The organism is Flavobacterium xizangense, assembly GCF_054075145.1.
Genome location: NZ_JBSIPG010000007.1, coordinates 1 through 16,377, shown reverse-complemented (window position 1 = coordinate 16,377; position 16,377 = coordinate 1). Strand labels below are relative to the sequence as shown.

At 31.6% G+C, this 16,377-nt stretch carries 17 protein-coding genes; 6 read left to right on the top strand and 11 right to left on the bottom strand.

Annotation, left to right across the window (positions count from 1 at the left end):
* The first annotated feature begins 120 nt into the window (after positions 1 to 120).
* From dnaB to ACWA1B_RS15740, 6 genes are all read left to right on the top strand, one after another.
* Positions 121 to 1,665, top strand: coding sequence for a replicative DNA helicase (gene dnaB, locus ACWA1B_RS15765; RefSeq protein WP_456908490.1), 1,545 nt, complete (start codon positions 121 to 123; stop codon positions 1,663 to 1,665).
* Positions 1,666 to 1,799: 134 nt separating this feature from the next.
* Positions 1,800 to 2,183, top strand: coding sequence for a hypothetical protein (locus ACWA1B_RS15760; protein ID WP_456908488.1), 384 nt, complete (start codon positions 1,800 to 1,802; stop codon positions 2,181 to 2,183).
* 331 nt (positions 2,184 to 2,514) lie between these two features.
* Positions 2,515 to 2,826: a hypothetical protein gene (locus ACWA1B_RS15755; RefSeq protein ID WP_456908486.1), complete on the top strand. Its 312-nt coding sequence runs from the start codon at positions 2,515 to 2,517 to the stop codon at positions 2,824 to 2,826.
* A 72-nt stretch (positions 2,827 to 2,898) separates the two neighbouring features.
* Positions 2,899 to 3,690, top strand: coding sequence for a sensor histidine kinase (locus ACWA1B_RS15750; protein WP_456908484.1), 792 nt, complete (start codon positions 2,899 to 2,901; stop codon positions 3,688 to 3,690).
* A 115-nt stretch (positions 3,691 to 3,805) separates the two neighbouring features.
* A complete protein-coding gene (locus tag ACWA1B_RS15745) occupies positions 3,806 to 4,471 on the top strand; it encodes a response regulator (protein ID WP_426484072.1) in 666 nt (221 codons plus the stop codon).
* Between the two features lie 336 nt (positions 4,472 to 4,807).
* Entirely contained in the window at positions 4,808 to 6,067 is a 1,260-nt protein-coding gene (locus tag ACWA1B_RS15740; protein ID WP_456908482.1) for an asparagine synthetase B, read from the top strand.
* Position 6,068: 1 nt separating this feature from the next.
* On the opposite strand, the gene ACWA1B_RS15735 is transcribed toward ACWA1B_RS15740, so the two are convergent.
* The 11 genes from ACWA1B_RS15735 to thrS form a co-directional block, all read right to left on the bottom strand.
* Complete coding sequence (locus tag ACWA1B_RS15735; protein WP_456908480.1) at positions 6,069 to 6,872, bottom strand: endonuclease/exonuclease/phosphatase family protein; 804 nt, start codon at positions 6,870 to 6,872, stop codon at positions 6,069 to 6,071.
* 51 nt (positions 6,873 to 6,923) lie between these two features.
* Positions 6,924 to 7,091, bottom strand: coding sequence for a hypothetical protein (locus ACWA1B_RS15730; RefSeq protein ID WP_456908478.1), 168 nt, complete (start codon positions 7,089 to 7,091; stop codon positions 6,924 to 6,926).
* 143 nt (positions 7,092 to 7,234) lie between these two features.
* Entirely contained in the window at positions 7,235 to 7,903 is a 669-nt protein-coding gene (locus ACWA1B_RS15725; protein WP_456908476.1) for a DNA-binding transcriptional response regulator, read from the bottom strand.
* 11 nt (positions 7,904 to 7,914) lie between these two features.
* Entirely contained in the window at positions 7,915 to 9,705 is a 1,791-nt protein-coding gene (locus ACWA1B_RS15720; protein WP_456908475.1) for a tetratricopeptide repeat-containing sensor histidine kinase, read from the bottom strand.
* Complete coding sequence (locus ACWA1B_RS15715; RefSeq protein WP_456908473.1) at positions 9,702 to 11,423, bottom strand: tetratricopeptide repeat-containing sensor histidine kinase; 1,722 nt, start codon at positions 11,421 to 11,423, stop codon at positions 9,702 to 9,704. The genes ACWA1B_RS15720 and ACWA1B_RS15715 overlap by 4 nt, the downstream gene beginning before the upstream one ends.
* A gap of 168 nt (positions 11,424 to 11,591) precedes the next feature.
* On the bottom strand, positions 11,592 to 12,026 hold the full coding sequence (locus ACWA1B_RS15710) for a carboxymuconolactone decarboxylase family protein (protein ID WP_456908471.1): 435 nt from the start codon (positions 12,024 to 12,026) through the stop codon (positions 11,592 to 11,594).
* A gap of 79 nt (positions 12,027 to 12,105) precedes the next feature.
* Positions 12,106 to 12,678 carry a Crp/Fnr family transcriptional regulator gene (locus ACWA1B_RS15705; RefSeq protein WP_456908469.1) on the bottom strand — a complete coding sequence of 191 codons (573 nt, stop codon included), beginning with the start codon at positions 12,676 to 12,678 and terminating at the stop codon, positions 12,106 to 12,108.
* Positions 12,679 to 12,829: 151 nt separating this feature from the next.
* Positions 12,830 to 13,174 carry a 50S ribosomal protein L20 gene (gene rplT / locus ACWA1B_RS15700; protein WP_035649542.1) on the bottom strand — a complete coding sequence of 115 codons (345 nt, stop codon included), beginning with the start codon at positions 13,172 to 13,174 and terminating at the stop codon, positions 12,830 to 12,832.
* A 101-nt stretch (positions 13,175 to 13,275) separates the two neighbouring features.
* Entirely contained in the window at positions 13,276 to 13,473 is a 198-nt protein-coding gene (gene rpmI, locus ACWA1B_RS15695) for a 50S ribosomal protein L35 (protein ID WP_007810722.1), read from the bottom strand.
* A gap of 115 nt (positions 13,474 to 13,588) precedes the next feature.
* A complete protein-coding gene (gene infC / locus ACWA1B_RS15690; protein ID WP_081909355.1) occupies positions 13,589 to 14,140 on the bottom strand; it encodes a translation initiation factor IF-3 in 552 nt (183 codons plus the stop codon).
* Positions 14,141 to 14,162: 22 nt separating this feature from the next.
* Complete coding sequence (gene thrS / locus ACWA1B_RS15685; protein ID WP_456908467.1) at positions 14,163 to 16,109, bottom strand: threonine--tRNA ligase; 1,947 nt, start codon at positions 16,107 to 16,109, stop codon at positions 14,163 to 14,165.
* Between the last annotated feature and the right edge of the window lie 268 nt (positions 16,110 to 16,377).

Genomic DNA, 16,377 nt, shown 5'->3' with positions numbered 1-16,377 from the left:
AATCCGAAGCCTTACAGTTTCGGATTTTTTTTTGGTTATGAACAAAAAAAGCATATTTATAAACAATTAATAGTTATAACTCGATAACAATTTTTTTTTAAATTTTGTTACTTTCGCTATATGGAAAATTTCAAAAATGTAAACCCTGTAAAGGTAGATAAAACCACTATTATTAATCTTGAAAAAGGAAAACTTCCTCCGCAAGTAATTGATCTTGAAGAGGCTGTTCTTGGTGCTATGATGATTGATAAAAAGGGGGTAGATGATGTAATTGATATTTTGCAGCCTGATGCTTTTTATAAAGACGCTCACAAACATATTTTTGAGGCGATTTTACAGCTTTTCACTGAAACACAGCCAATCGATTTATTGACTGTTTCGACGCAGTTAAAGAAAAATGGAAAATTAGATGTAGCGGGAGGCGATTTTTATTTGATTCAGCTTACACAGAAAATTGCTTCTTCTGCGCATATCGAGTTCCACTCACGTATTATTCTTCAGAAATTCATTCAAAGAAGTTTGATTAGGATTTCTTCTGAAATTATCGAAGAATCGTATGATGAAACAACCGACGTTTTCGATTTGCTTGATAAGGCTGAATCTAAATTATATGAAGTAACTCAGGGAAATATCAAGCGTAGTTCTGAAACTGCGCAGAGTTTAGTTCTTCAAGCGAAAAAGCGTATTGAAGAGATTGCTGGAAAAGAAGGTTTAAGTGGTATCGCCACTGGTTTTGAAAAATTAGATGAGGTAACTTCCGGTTGGCAGCCTTCGGATTTGATTATTATTGCAGCTCGTCCGGGTATGGGTAAAACGGCTTTCGTACTTTCGATGGCGCGAAATGTCAGTATTCAGTTTGGACACGCGGTTGCGATTTTTTCTCTGGAGATGGCATCGGTTCAGTTAATTACAAGGCTTATTTCTTCGGAAACAGGATTGTCTTCAGAAAAATTAAGAACTGGAAAATTAGAAAAACACGAATGGGAGCAATTAAGTACTAAAGTTAAAAATTTAGAAAAAGCTCCACTGTTTATTGATGATACACCTTCGCTTTCGATATTTGACTTACGTGCAAAATGTCGTCGTTTGGCTTCTCAGCATGGAATTAAATTGATTATTATTGACTACTTGCAGTTAATGACTGCCGGAGGAAGCGGTAAAGGCGGAGGAAACCGTGAGCAGGAAATCTCGACAATTTCCCGAAACTTAAAAGCATTGGCAAAAGAGTTAAACGTGCCGGTTATTGCACTTTCGCAGTTGTCGCGTGCTGTTGAAACGCGTGGATCTAGCAAACGCCCTTTGCTTTCAGATCTTCGTGAATCTGGAGCGATTGAGCAGGATGCCGATATTGTATCGTTTATTTACCGTCCTGAATATTATAAAATTGAAGAATGGGATGATGATGAGGCATCACCTACAGCTGGTCAGGCTGAGTTTATTATAGCCAAGCACCGTAATGGTGGACTTGAGAATATTCGTTTGAAATTCTTAGGACATTTAGGTAAGTTCGACAACCTTGAAGAATTTACCGGTGGATTTGATGATTTACCTTCAAAAATGAATCATGACGATAATCCATTTATCACTAAAAATCTTCCTTCTGCGAACGAAGCTTTTGGAAGCAATCTGAATGACGACGACGATGACAGTGATGTGCCATTCTAAATACAATTTAAAACCTTTTCATAAGGTTTTTTTTATGTCTTAATGTTAAATTTATTAATAAAATTCAGTAGATTAGCGAATCGATTGCTAAACAATCGCATAATTAACTGTAACCAATAAACAAATTATATATTATGGCAAATCAAAGATTACCTGAAAGAGACACTGAAATTACTCTAGAAGTAGCTCAAACTTGGGTAGCAAGTTGGAAAAAACAATCTGACGAAGAAGCTGCTAAGAAGCGTGTTAATTCGTTTTTAATTCCGAAAGTTAATTTAGAAAAAGTTTTAGCACAAGGAATTGATGCTGCTAGAGCTTATATTGGAATTAACGATAAAGGCCTACAAACTTTAATGTTCGTTGGAACAACTTATAATGAAGAAACGGGCATTTATGAAGACCAAATTCCAGGTTATAAAGATGCTGCCAAAGCTTATGATGGAGGAGATGGTATTTATGATTTTTCAGAGCCAAGCCCACCTGCTACCGCTGATCCAAACAGCCCAATGAATCAATAATATGCATTCATTTCTTATAAACTTTGGATACATCTTATTATTGCTCAATTTTATTTTATATGCTATAAAGTTTCCCGAAAAAAATAAGGCTTATAAAGTCTTTACAATTTATCTGTTTGTTATTTTATGCGTACAGATAGCTGCAAAAATATGCCTTTTAAAAGGTATAGGAAATTTGTTTTTATCTCATGTATATTTCATTGGACAATTTAGCGTTTTAAGTCTTTTTTATTTAAAATTGGTAAAAGATCCCTTTCAACAAAAAATAATTAAAATTGCTTTTGTTTTGGTTTTATCAACTTTAATAATTCAATATATATTAAAACCGGAGATGTTTTTAAAATTCAATTTATATGAAATTTTTATTACTTCTTTCTTATTGATTATTTACGCTGTATTCCATTTTTACAATATGCTGGATGAAAAGAAAGAATTCTATTTTATCAATATGGGTATTTTATTGTATCTCTTTGCGAGTACAATTTTATTTCTGATAGGAAACCTAACAACGAAATTCAGTAAAGATTTTAATATGATAACTTGGACCTTAAATGCGATCTTCGTAATAGTTTATCATTTGTTTTTCTTGTACGAATGGAAAGTAAGTTATTTTAAAGGGAAAAAAGCGCAAATCATAGATTAAAATTTAAAACCTTTGGCTTATTAAATTATGCTAAAGGTTTTTTTTTAAGAAAAAACAATTTAATTAAAACTTATGAGTCCAAAAGCAATCCCAGAATCCGAAATTGTTGCAACCGCAATATTCAGCTGTGTTTCATTTTTTTTAATGGGCCTTGTTTTGATCTTGTTTTTTTATTTTTCGCGAAAAAAAATAACTCAGAAAGAACTAGAAAAAAGAGACCTTGAAATTTTTCATCAAAGAGAACAATTACACGCCATTATTGTTACTCAGGAAGAAGAAAGAAAACGAATTGCACAAGATCTTCATGATGATATTAGTTCTAAACTAAATATTGTTTCTTTAAATACCCATTTATTATCTGCGCCAAATTTAACGGAATCTGAAATTAGAGAAATAACGGAAAATATTATTGACCTTACTGCTAAAGCTTTAGAAAATTCCCGAAAAATCGCACACAATTTATTGCCTCCTGTTTTTGAAAAATTTGGACTTAACGCAGGCGTGGAAGAATTATGTGCAGAGTTTGAAACCAGTAAAGCTGTAAAAGTGTATTATAAAAATGAAATTGATTTTGATGAAAAAGATCTTGACCGTCATTTGCATATTTTTAGAATTCTTCAGGAATTTATGAATAATTCACTTCGACACGGTAAGGCAACTGAAATCAAAATTTCTTTCTCTAATGATAATGGGATTTCGACTTGCAATTATCAAGATAACGGAATTGGTTTTGATAGTAAAAATGAGGAAAATCAAAAAGGCCTTGGAATGAAAAATATTGAAAGCCGTATTTCTTTCCTTAAAGGAACTATTCAAATTTCTTCAGAAAAAAACAAAGGTTTTGTTGCAAGTTTTACATTTTAAGTTAAAATGTTGTGTTATTTGTAGTTTTAAATCGACATATTGGCTTTCATAAGTTATTGTTTGCTACATATTTTGTAAATTCGGCAAACCAAATGACCAAAAAACAGAATAAAAAATGAAAGCTGCTGTTAAAATTGCTTTAGTTGATGATGAAGTTTTATTTCGAAAAGGAATTGCCTTTTTGTTGCAGAGAGAAGAAAATATCGAAATTATTTTTGAAGCATCAAATGGTGAAGAACTTCTTGCCAGCTTAGAAGAAAGCGAAATAAAACCGGATATTATTGTAATGGATTTAAAGATGCCAGTTCTCAATGGTGTCGAAGCAACAAAAATTATTCGTAAATCTTATCCGGATATTAAAATAATTGCCCTTACCAGCTACGATACAAAATCATTTATAGCAAATATGATTCAGGTTGGCGCTGTTGCCTATCTTATAAAAAACACAACCCCAAAGGATTTGATACATACGATTAATGAAGTTGCAAAAAAAGGATTTTATTATAATGAGAATGTATTAAAAATAATTCAGGAAACGATAGTTTCGTCTAAAACATCTAAAGTCAATCTGGAAACGAGTTTTCTTTCTCCTCGTGAAATTGAAATTCTTCAACTCATTTGTCAGCAAAAAACAACTACTGAAATTGCAGAACATCTTTTTTTAAGTCCAAGAACTGTCGAAGGGCATCGCAATAATTTGCTTCTTAAAACTGAATCAAGAAATATTGCTGGATTAGTTGTCTATGCAATACAAAATGAAATTGCTGTTTTGACGCTCTAATTTTTTTAGGCTGTTAGAAATTGTATTGACAGAACATAATACAAAATGATAGTAAGAACTAGTACGCAGATCCCAATTTTTTGAATGACATTTAATCCTTTTGGCTGGTTATTACTTTCGTTAAATTTCATATTTTTCGTTTTCATTGATTTATATCTCAATGATTTGGGATACCAAATGTAATCAGAATTTGGTTTTGTGAAATAGGTGTTTATACCTGTTTTTATATTCTTGCACTTAAAAAGTTATTTTTTTTAACTATTCTCCAATCATAAAACAAGGGGAACTATAGTATTTTACAAGCTTCCTTTATATCTTTACTAAAATAATTTTTTAATGAAGAAGAGTTTAGTTTTTATCTTTATAGTATTGCTTTCGTTTTCTGCAAAGGCGTCCTTTATTTTACTTCCCATGGACGAAACGACTCAGCAAAATCACCTTAAAGCTTACGGAATTACCTATTGGTGTTTGAGTAAAGATTATAAGGCAAGCTGGCTTCTTAATTATAGAGGAGGCTCGTTTTTATTGCCTGATGCCGAAGAAATTAGAAAGGAATGTAAAATTCGAGGAGTAAGCTTTGAAGTTTTATCTGATAGTGAAGAGGCGGCAATTTTAAATGAAATTTCCAGTCCGTCTCAAAATATGGAATCGGTTATTTTGGAAAAAGCTCCAAAAATTGCGGTATATACTCCAAAAGGAAAACAGCCCTGGGATGATGCCGTAACTTTAGTTTTGACTTATGCCGAAATTCCTTTTACCCCAATATATGATGAAGAAGTTTTGAGTGATCAACTCTTATTATATGATTGGCTTCACTTGCATCATGAGGATTTTACAGGTCAATATGGTAAATTTTATGCAGCATATAAAAATACGCCTTGGTATATTGATCAGAAAAAAGATGCCGAGGCTTTGGCTGTAAAATTAGGTTATGCTAAAGTTTCGCAGGAAAAAGGTGCAGTTGCCAAGAAAATTCGGGATTTTGTAATTGGAGGCGGCTTTATGTTTGCTATGTGTTCAGCAACAGATAGTTTTGATATTGCACTTGCTGCGGATGGTGTTGATATTTGTGAAGCTATGTTTGATGGTGATCCTAGTGATTCTAATTATCAGTCAAAATTAGATTATGGAAATTCATTTGCTTTTAAAAATTTCACTTTAGAAAGAAGGCCTGAAGTTTATGAGTTTTCGGATATTGATATGACACTAAAACGCAAAATTCCAATGGAAAAAGATTATTTTACATTGATGGAGTTTTCAGCAAAATGGGACCCAATTCCGAGTATGTTATGTCAAAACCACACTCAGCTGGTTAAAGGATTTATGGGACAGACGACTTCGTTTGATACAGCATTAGTTAAATCTAATGTTTTAATAATGGGAACCTGCGAATTAAATGGCGAATCAAGATATATTCATGGAGAAAAAGGAAAAGGAATGTTTACTTTTTTTGGAGGACATGATCCTGAAGATTTCCAACACCAAGTTGGAGACCCGCCAACGGTTTTAGATTTGCACCCTAATTCTCCGGGTTACCGATTGATTTTGAACAACGTTTTGTTTCCTGCGGCAAAAAAGAAAAAACTTAAGACTTAAATTAATTTAAAGAAAATTCTAGCCAAATTGGTAGATGATCGGATATTTTTCGGGCTTCTGCCAATGAATTAAACTTTTTGTAAAATGGAATTATGCCTGAATTTATATGATTAAGATTTGCTGTTTTGTAAAATATATTGTCAAATTCAGAGGCAAGACATTCGGTATTTTTACATTTTTGTTTTAATGTCGTTTTCTGATTTATTAAAGCAGAAGTATATCCCATTTTCTTCAATGGAAAAAATACCGTATGTGATTGCGGACAATTAAAATCACCCATAAAAATCAAATTCGAATCAGGGTAGGAGTTAGGTATAAATTTAAAATATTTTATTTCGGTTTCTGGGTTTTTGCTTTTGGTGATGGCGTGAAAGTTGCTTAAAGTGATAGTCTTTTTGCCAATTTCAAATGTGGCGTAATAGGGTTCGCGATCAATTTCTAAACTATACTTTTTTTCAAGCCAAGGTTTTCCTCTTAATTTTGCTTTACTTGTTTTCCAGATAAAAGCATAACGTTCGGCTTTATAACTGCTGCTGCTTGTTGGGTCACTAATTGCATAAGTCCATTTTGAGCCTTTTTCATTTAAAACAGAAGTAAGTTTTGCAATGGCCTGAGCACCGCCATAACCGGCAACAACTTCCTGAATGGCAATGATATCGTAGTCGAGAACTACATTTGCAATAAAGTTAATTTCAGATTCAGATTTTGATTTTCCATAATTTTCTAAATTCCACGACAAAATTTTTGTTTGTGAAAAAGAAAGGAACGTAAAAAAAGAAAGAACAATGCTTAAAATGGTTTTCATTTGAAATTTAAAAATTCAAATATAAGCATTACAAGTTTTGACTAAAAGAGATTAATTTTTTTTGTATCGGTTTTTTAATGCGGTCGAAATAATGATGATTTGCAAAACGAGTAGTGCCGGTATAAAAATCAATTTCCATTCAATTTCATAACCACCTGCTTTTTCAGATACAAATGCAAAACTTACTGATAAAAAGATACAAAGAAGCATTGTTTTCATAATAATTCTGTTTTTGGTTGTATTAATTTTTGCTAAAAAATTAATGCGATAGTTAGGTTTCATTGGTTGGTTACTAGATTTGTACACAAATTTATGAGTATAAAAGGGCATTTCCTTACGGAAAACCGTAATCAGAATGTTAATTAAACCAAACCAAAATCTTTTGCAATAGCAATTAAATGAACATTATTATTGGCTTTAAAGTATATTTTTAATTTGTTGATTCGTTTTTCGATGCTGCTGGTTCCGTTTGGAGTTATCGACAGCGCTTTGAATTCATTTGAAATATGCTCTAAAATATAGCCTTTTGCTAAAAGCGATAAAATTGAAATATCATACGATTCAATTTCGATTAAAGATTTGTCGTTAAAACTAAAAGATAAATCTGATGACACTATTTTTTCTTCATTTTGATAAACTTTCTCGATAGCTTTTCTTAGTTCTTCTATACTATTTCGGCCTTTAGATACGTATGCATTAATGCCCAAATCATTGAATAACGATTTTATGCGATAGGATTTATCTTCTATTGAAAAAATGATTTTTTTTAAATTCGGCTGTACTTTATTAGCAGCTTCAACAAGGTCTTCGCCACTGATCAGCTGATTTTTTCTATGGTCAGGCTTGAATGATAAATCGCTAATTAATAAGTCATAAGGAGCATTATCAGCAATTGCTTTTTTTATTTTTAATAAACCATCATCACAATATTTTACATGATCGATTACAGGAACTTTTAAGTCTTCAAGTACTTGAATTACAGCTATGCTTATACTGTCTAAATCTTCGGCAACTAAAACTTTTTTGAACATATAATTTTCTTTTAAATTGGGAATGTAAAACTTACTTTAAAACCTTTGTCAGAATTTTTGTCAAAAGTAATAGTTCCTTTTATAGTTTTTATACGGTTTTCCACATTTTGAAGACCATTTTTAAGAATTAGAGGATTATTTGTTGTTCCGACACCGTTATCTGCATATAAAACGGTTAGAATACTATTAGATATTTTCATTGTAATACTAACCAAACTTGCTTCACTGTGTTTTTTCATGTTGCGAAGTATTTCCTGAAGCACTCTGTAGAGAATTATTTTTTTGTTTTTCTCAATTTGATGCCAGCGAACAGAATCAAAACCTTGGAGCAGAATATTCACTTTTTCACTTTTAAAACCTGAAATCATTTCTTTTAATTCAAAAACATAATTTTCATCAGTGGTAATAAAACTGTTTTCTTTAGAAATATTTCTAGTTTTGGAATATATATTTTCAAGATTATTTAAAAGCTGATCTTTATTTTCATTCCGTTCCAAATTTCCTTTTTTGATTAAAATTAAGGTTTGATACAGGTCGTTAGCAAGTTCAGTATCTAATTTTTTAGAAATTCTGGCTTCACTTATATAGATAGCTTCGTTTTTTTCTTTTTTACTTTTTCTGAAAAGATGCAATAATAAAAATAGGAATGCTGAAAGAACAAATCCAATAGAAATATATAAAATAATATTGCGATTTTTTTGCCTTTCTAGTTGTAGTTCTTTTTCTGCTTTTTGATTTTTTAATTCTAGATTTTCTTCTTTATCTTTCTTTGAGTTGTATATAATATCAGCAAATTGATTTTTGGCTTTTTTTCTGCTAACAATAAGACTGTCAATTTTTCTAATATAAACTTTCCAATGTTTTTTAGAGTTTTTGGCATCATCAGCCTCAATAAGTTGGGCTAACATATTAATTTCATTTGTCGAGGATTTTGCTCTTTTTGCACAATAGTAAGCTTTCTCGGCATTAATTTTTTTCAGCTTTGGATTGTTGTACTTTTCATAATATTTATAAAAAGAATGATAACTGCCAATTAGTTCATAATCATCGTTCAGTGTTAGTGTTATTTTTAAGCTTTCATTGAAGCATTTGTATGCTTGTTCTTTATGATTTCCGAGATATAAATAGGAAAGTCCTAGATTATATAAAATAGCTGAACGTTGATAATTTGTCTTTGAAGGGGTTATTTTATCTTCAATTTTATATTTAACTATTGGTTCTAATAAATTTATAGCCTCTTGATATTTTTTTTGTTGCATATAGACAAAAGCAATTTCAGATAATATTCGTGATTTTCTGAAGGTGGATACTGCTTTTTTTAATGCCTTTTTATGGTAATATAATGCCTTTTCGTAATCGTATGTATACAAATAGTTATAGCCCATAAATGTATAAGCATTAACAGCATATTTTATATTGCTTGTTTTTTCTAAGTAAGGAAATGCTTTTATAAGTGTAGTTTCTGCTTCATAATAATTGCCATATCGCTGCAATATTTCTACCATATAGTTTAGTGATTCAACATAATAATCTGCATAATCTGTTTTTGGCTCACATAATAACTGTGTTTTATTGAAATAAAAAAATGCGCTATCATGTTTTCCTGAATTAAAAAAAGTAAATGCTTTTTCTTGCATTTGTTTTATTTCGGCTGTACGGTCTTTTTTGATGTATTTTATCTGCAGATCTTTTGCCTGAGAAAATTGTATAGAAAAAATTGTTGCCAAAACTATAGAAAAGAATAGCAAGTAAAAAGCAATGTATGTTTTTTGAAAAAAACGAATCAAGTTCTTAATCATCATAATGGGAATTTAATTAGAACTTTAAAACCTTTTCCAAACTCTGAATGAATATCGATTTCACCTTGAATACTATGAATTCGATTTTCCATATTGTGCAAGCCGTTTTTCAAAATCATTTTGGTTGTGTCTATTCCTTTCCCATTATCGGTATAATTGATTATAATAGTATTGTATTTTTCTTTAAAAGTTATTGTAACTAAGCTGGCCTCACTATGTTTTTTCATATTTACAAGTAATTCTTGTATGGCTCTGTAAATTGATATTTTTTTTGTTTTATCGACTTTGCTCCACGAAATTGCGTCCAAACCATTTATTAGAAGATTTACATTGGTAGTGTCGAATCTCGAAATCATTTCTTTAAGCTGGAAAGTATAATTTTGATCATTTAAAATGGGATTGTTTTCCTTTGAAATATTTCTCGTTCGGGAATAAATATCATTCAACTTTTTCAGTAAATGAGTACTGTTTTCTTCAACAGAAAGGTTTCTGTTTTCTACAAATGCCATAGCATGATAGACATCATTAGCTAATTCATCATGCAATTTTTTTGACATTCTAGTTTCACTCTGATAGGTCGCTTTGATTTTTTCGCGATTTGCTCGTGCGGTTAAATAAAAATAAAGAAAGGTAATAAGGCATAATGCTACTGTGATTATGACGTATGAAATGATATTTCTTCTTTCTTGTTTTTCTATTTGAAGTTCATTTTTAATTTTCTGAGCTTTGAGCTTTAAGTTTTCAATTTTTTCTTTTTTAGAATCATATTTAATTTTTGCAAATTTATTTTTTGCCTTTTGTCTGACTTCATAAATACTATCTACTAATTTTATATAAATAAGTGCGTTTTTCTTTGTCTCTATTTCTGAACTATTATTTATGATCAATTTCAGGGCAAGTAAACAATCATCAATATTGCCGGCCGAAGTGAAATTTTCGTAACTTAATTTTGCATACTTCATCGATAAAGCAGTATTCTCTTTTTCATAATAGTCAGCAAGATTATAATAAGTTCGGCCAAGGCCATCTTGATCTTTTGCTTTAGACTTTATTTTAATACTTTTTTGAAAATAAGACAGTGCTCTAGAATCCTTAAGTCTATAATAGCAATGCCCAATATAATCGAGTATTTTTGAATAATATGCAGGGTTTTGTTGTATGATTTTTTCTTTACTTATTGAAAGAAAAATTTGCAGGGCTTTATTGAATTTTTGCTGTTTTGTATAAATAACGGCAATATTATTTTTTGCTTCAAGTCTATTAATTTGATTACTTTTTAAAACAAATGCTTTTGAATAGTAGTAGATAGCATTTGGGTAATCATACGTATAATAATAATTTCTGCCTAAAACACTATAGATATTCCATACGTATTCAGAATCAGTAATTTTATTTAAAAAAGGAAATGTTTCTGTCGCTGTGATAGTGCTTCCAATAAAGTCTTCATGGTCTTGTTGAATTTCGGCCATGTAATACATACAGTAAACATAGTTTTTAGCATCTTCGTTTTGGTTACAGTTTGCTCTTGCTTTATTGTAAAGATAAAATGCGCTATCGAGCTGTTTATTCTTATAAAATAAATCAGCAGCATTAATTATTTTTTCTATTTCGACCTTATTATTTGTGATTTTCTCTGTACTGTTTTTTTTCTTCTGACAAGCAAAAACCAACAGAAGGACAAACAAAATAGGCCAAGAAAATCGTATTCTTTTTGAAACCATGCGCCAAAAATAGAAAATTATATTTCTTACGACCACGTATAAATACGGTATTTTGTTTTAGGTTAAAAAAAATAAATTTCGAAATCTCATTTACAGGCATATACAAACACGCCCTTCAATTGAAGGGCGTGTACGTGTGAATTTGTTGTAAATTTTATCTTTATAAAATTATTCTGCTCTCATTCCAGTAGCAATTCCAATTCTGTTCCAGGCATTAATTGTAATAATAGCTAAAATGATTTCGGCAAGATATTTTTCGTCAAATAACTTTGCAGCATTTTGATAAACTTCTTCTGAAACGTGATTACTAATTAATGTTATTTCTTCAGTAAGTGCTAATATTGCTTTTTCCTCTTCACTGTAAAAATCAGCTTCACGCCAAGCGCTTAACAAATAAATGCGTTGTTCTGTTACGCCTATTTTTTTTGCATCTGCCGTATGCATGTTTATACAGTAAGCACAGCCGTTTATTTGCGATGCTCTAATTTTGATTAACTCTTTATGCACTGGAGATAGAGAAGTAGAAGCAATATATTTTTCTAGACCTAACATGGCTTGGTAAGCTTCAGGTGCAACTTGCGGAATAACGATTCTTGATTTCATTTTTATATGTTTTAAAAGTTCATTACAAAGGTTAGTAATGTATGCTTGTAAAAACTTGAACTACTTCAAGAAATACGAATCAGACTTTTCCTGCTCTAATTTTGCTCATAAATTCTGCTGAAAAATCTAAATAAGATGCAATCATATATTGAGGAACGCGTTGAACAAATTCTGGGAAGTGATCGTTAAAATGATGATATCTTTCTTCAGCCGACATGGTGAATAAGAATTTAATGCGCATTTGCATTGCGCCAAATGTTTTTTGAGATACAATTCTAAAGTATCGCTCTAGACTCGGAATTTCAATCAAAAGTGCTTCCAATACAGTTTTCTCGATAGCAATCACTTCTGTGTTTTCTACTGCCTGTAAATAAAAGCTGGATGGAATATGATTGTGGTAGCTCAGGTAATCTGTAATCCACCAGTTTTCAATGCCAAATTGTAATGTTTGTTCTGCACCTTTTGAGTTGATAATATATTGTCTCATGCAACCTTTAACTATAAAATATATAGTGTTGCAGATTTGACCTTCTTTTAATACATGTTCTTTTTTTTTAATTTTCGAAAGATTAAGAGTTGATTCTAATTTATCAATTTCTGAAGATTCTAAAACAATGAATTTTCCAATATGATCAAAAAGCTGTTGGTACATAATACTGGTTTGGTTTGTGCAAAGTTACTTTTTAATTTTATTTTTATATATCGGGTATATTTGAAGGCTTTACAAAAACAAAAAACCATTCGCGTTAACGAATGGTTTTCTATAATAAGTAAGTAATCTTAAATTGAGTTTATAAAACGTTTTATTTTACTTTATTAAGAATAGCTTTGAAAGCTTCTGGGTGGTTCATAGCTAAATCTGCAAGAACTTTACGGTTCAATTCGATTCCGTTAGCTTTAACTTTCCCCATGAATTGAGAATAAGACATTCCCTCTAATCTAGCTCCAGCGTTGATACGTTGAATCCATAATGAACGGAAATTTCTTTTGTTTTGTTTTCTATCGCGGTAAGCGTAGCACATTGCTTTCTCTACTGCATTCTTAGCAACTGTCCAAACGTTTTTACGTCTTCCAAAGAAACCTTTGGCTTGCTTCATTATTTTTTTTCTTCTTGCTCTTTTAGCAACTGAATTTACCGATCTTGGCATAATTTTAATGTGTTTTTGTAGCAGGCGTCCTGAATTGAATCAAAGGAACTTAATGGCCATACTCCAAGGTTATATAAATAATTTTTTAACCTAAAGAATTATTAGATAATTCTTAATTGTTGTTTGATGCTTTTCATATCTGTTGAGTGAACTAGCGCTGAGTGAGTCAAAGCTAATTTACGTTTTTTAGATTTTTTAGTCAAGATGTGACTTTTAAAAGCATGCTTTCTTTTAATCTTTCCAGAACCAGTAACTTTAAAACGTTTCTTAGCGCTAGATTTAGTTTTCATTTTAGGCATTTTTCCTAGTGTTTTAATTTATTCTTACTTACTTATTTCTTTATCAGAAAGTTTTCAAAGCAAAAGTCAAAAGTCAGTTTATGACTTTCGACTTTAAGACTTTGTACTTTAAGACTTATTTCTTTTTCTTAGGAGCAATGAACATAATCATTCTCTTTCCTTCCAAAACTGGCATTGCTTCAACTTTACCATGTTCTTCCAAATCTGTAGCCAAACGCAATAATAAAATTTGCCCTTGGTCTTTATAGATGATAGAACGTCCTTTAAAGAATACGAATGCTTTTAATTTAGCTCCCTCTTTAAGGAACTTTTCAGCATTTTTTCTTTTAAATTCATAATCATGCTCATCTGTTTGAGGACCAAAACGAATTTCTTTTACTACAACCTGAGTTGACTTAGCTTTTAGAGCTTTATCACGTTTCTTTTGTTCGTAAACAAATTTCTTGTAATCCATGATTTTACAAACCGGCGGCTCAGCGTTTGGTGAGATTTCAACCAAATCTAATTCGAACTGATCTGCTAATCGCAAAGCATCTGCAAGTTTAAAAACACCTGGTTCGATGTTTTCACCCACTAGTCTTACTTCTTGTACACCACGAATATTGTTATTTATCCTGTGTGCGTCCTTTTTTTCTACTCGAGGTTGAAAACCTCTGTTGCTTCTTATTGCTATGGCTTTATAATTTAAGTTAAACTGTAAAAACTTTTAATGTCTTTTTTATTTCTTCGTTTACAATCGAAGCAAATTCTTCAATAGAAACTGTAATGTTACCTTTTCCTTCTTGTCCGTGTCGGCGAATAGAAATAGTACCGTTTTTCTCTTCTTCCTCGCCTACAATCAGCATAAATGGGATTTTTTGCATTTCTGCATCTCTAATTTTCTTGCCAATTGTTTCGTTTCGATTGTCAATTAGGGCGCGAATTTCGTGATTTTCTAGCAAATCTAAAACTTTTTTAGCATAATTTTCATATTTCTCGCTCAAAGACAAGATAATAGCCTGTTCAGGCATTAGCCAAAGTGGGAAATTTCCTGCAGTGTGTTCTAGTAAAATTGCTATAAAACGTTCCATAGATCCAAAAGGAGCTCTATGAATCATAACTGGTCGATGTAATTCATTATCAGCACCTTTATAAGTCAAATCAAAACGCTCAGGTAGGTTATAATCCACCTGAATTGTTCCTAATTGCCATTGTCTTCCTAGTGCATCTTTTACCATGAAATCCAGTTTCGGACCGTAGAAAGCAGCTTCACCATATTCAACAACTGTATTTAGGCCTTTGTCTCTTGCGGCATTTATAATAGCATTCTCAGCTTTTTCCCAGTTTTCGTCTGTACCAATGTACTTTTCTCTATTTTCTTGATCTCTCAAAGAAATTTGAGCTGTAAAGTTTTCAAAACCTAACGAACCAAATACGTATAATACAAGGTCAATTACTTTCTTGAACTCTTCATCCAATTGCTCTGGAGTACAGAAAATGTGAGCGTCATCCTGAGTAAATCCTCTAACACGAGTTAACCCGTGTAATTCACCAGATTGCTCATATCTATATACAGTACCAAATTCAGCATAACGTTTAGGTAAATCTTTATATGACCAAGGTCTCACATTGTAGATTTCACAATGGTGAGGACAATTCATTGGTTTTAATAAAAACTCTTCACCTTCTGCCGGAGTATGAATTGGCTGAAAACTGTCAGCGCCATATTTTGCATAGTGTCCAGAAGTAACATAAAGTTCCTTTTGACCAATATGTGGGCTCACAACTTGCTCGTAACCTGCTTTCTTTTGAGCTCTCTTTAAGAATTGTTCTAAACGTTCTCTAAGTGCAGCACCTTTAGGCAACCATAAAGGCAAACCTTGTCCAACTTTTTGTGAGAAAGCGAATAATTCTAATTCTTTTCCTAATTTACGGTGATCACGACGTTTTGCTTCTTCAAGAAGTTCAAGATACTCCGTTAAATCTTTTTGTTTCGGGAAAGAAGTTCCGTAAACACGAGTCAACTGTTTGTTTTTTTCATCACCTCGCCAGTATGCACCAGCAACACTCATGATTTTGACAGCTTTTATAATTCCAGTATTGGGAATATGCCCTCCACGGCATAAATCAGTAAAAGTAGCATGGTTACAAAATGTAATAGTTCCGTCTTCTAAATTCGAAATCAATTCAGTTTTGTAAACATTGTCTTTGTACATTTCTAAAGCTTCTGCTTTACTTACAGGACGCATTTTGAAATCATACTTTCCTCTTGAAATTTCTAAGATGCGATCTTCAATCTTTTTAAAATCAGCCTCAGAGATCTTTTGGTCTTCAAAATCTACATCATAGTAAAAACCATTAGCAATCGCAGGTCCAAGAGTTAGTTTGATTCCTGGGTATAATTCTTCAAGAGCTTGAGCCATTACGTGTGAAGTCGAATGCCAGAAAGCTTTTTTGCCTTCAGCATCATTCCAAGTGTATAATATAAGATTACCATCGGTCGTTAATGGAGTTTCGGTTTCAATAGTTGTACCATTAAAAGATGCAGAAATCACATTTCGTGCAAAACCTTCGCTAATGTTTTTAGCGACCTCCATTGGAGTTACGCCTTGAGCGAACTCTCTAATTGACCCATCGGGTAAAGTAATCTTGATCATTGTTTATAATTTTGTGAATGCAAATATAACGTATTACAAAAATACACACAATATATATTGAGAAGATTGCTCTATTATATATGTATAAAATGATTACTATACAGAATGGTATATTTTATTCATGCAACCCGACAGTTTTTGAAAACCTGCCGGGTTTGTTTTTTTTCTATACATATATATGTGTATAGGACGCTATACTATATATAAGAGTAAAAAAACGGAATTTTGGATTGCATATAAGGAGCTGTTTCCCGCTATCCGCTCCAAT

Bases quoted from the DNA above. Each gene is read 5' to 3' on its own strand.
- rplT (WP_035649542.1), bottom strand. From the start codon at position 13,174: ATGCCAAGATCGGTAAATTCAGTTGCTAAAAGAGCAAGAAGAAAAAAA.
- ACWA1B_RS15705 (WP_456908469.1), bottom strand. From the start codon at position 12,678: ATGTACCAACAGCTTTTTGATCATATTGGAAAATTCATTGTTTTAGAA.
- ACWA1B_RS15735 (WP_456908480.1), bottom strand. From the start codon at position 6,872: ATGAAAACCATTTTAAGCATTGTTCTTTCTTTTTTTACGTTCCTTTCT.
- ACWA1B_RS15710 (WP_456908471.1), bottom strand. From the start codon at position 12,026: ATGAAATCAAGAATCGTTATTCCGCAAGTTGCACCTGAAGCTTACCAA.
- ACWA1B_RS15715 (WP_456908473.1), bottom strand. From the start codon at position 11,423: ATGGTTTCAAAAAGAATACGATTTTCTTGGCCTATTTTGTTTGTCCTT.
- ACWA1B_RS15750 (WP_456908484.1), top strand. From the start codon at position 2,899: ATGAGTCCAAAAGCAATCCCAGAATCCGAAATTGTTGCAACCGCAATA.
- rpmI (WP_007810722.1), bottom strand. From the start codon at position 13,473: ATGCCTAAAATGAAAACTAAATCTAGCGCTAAGAAACGTTTTAAAGTT.
- ACWA1B_RS15760 (WP_456908488.1), top strand. From the start codon at position 1,800: ATGGCAAATCAAAGATTACCTGAAAGAGACACTGAAATTACTCTAGAA.
- ACWA1B_RS15745 (WP_426484072.1), top strand. From the start codon at position 3,806: ATGAAAGCTGCTGTTAAAATTGCTTTAGTTGATGATGAAGTTTTATTT.
- ACWA1B_RS15720 (WP_456908475.1), bottom strand. From the start codon at position 9,705: ATGATGATTAAGAACTTGATTCGTTTTTTTCAAAAAACATACATTGCT.
- thrS (WP_456908467.1), bottom strand. From the start codon at position 16,109: ATGATCAAGATTACTTTACCCGATGGGTCAATTAGAGAGTTCGCTCAA.
- dnaB (WP_456908490.1), top strand. From the start codon at position 121: ATGGAAAATTTCAAAAATGTAAACCCTGTAAAGGTAGATAAAACCACT.
- ACWA1B_RS15740 (WP_456908482.1), top strand. From the start codon at position 4,808: ATGAAGAAGAGTTTAGTTTTTATCTTTATAGTATTGCTTTCGTTTTCT.
- ACWA1B_RS15755 (WP_456908486.1), top strand. From the start codon at position 2,515: ATGTTTTTAAAATTCAATTTATATGAAATTTTTATTACTTCTTTCTTA.
- ACWA1B_RS15730 (WP_456908478.1), bottom strand. From the start codon at position 7,091: ATGAAAACAATGCTTCTTTGTATCTTTTTATCAGTAAGTTTTGCATTT.
- ACWA1B_RS15725 (WP_456908476.1), bottom strand. From the start codon at position 7,903: ATGTTCAAAAAAGTTTTAGTTGCCGAAGATTTAGACAGTATAAGCATA.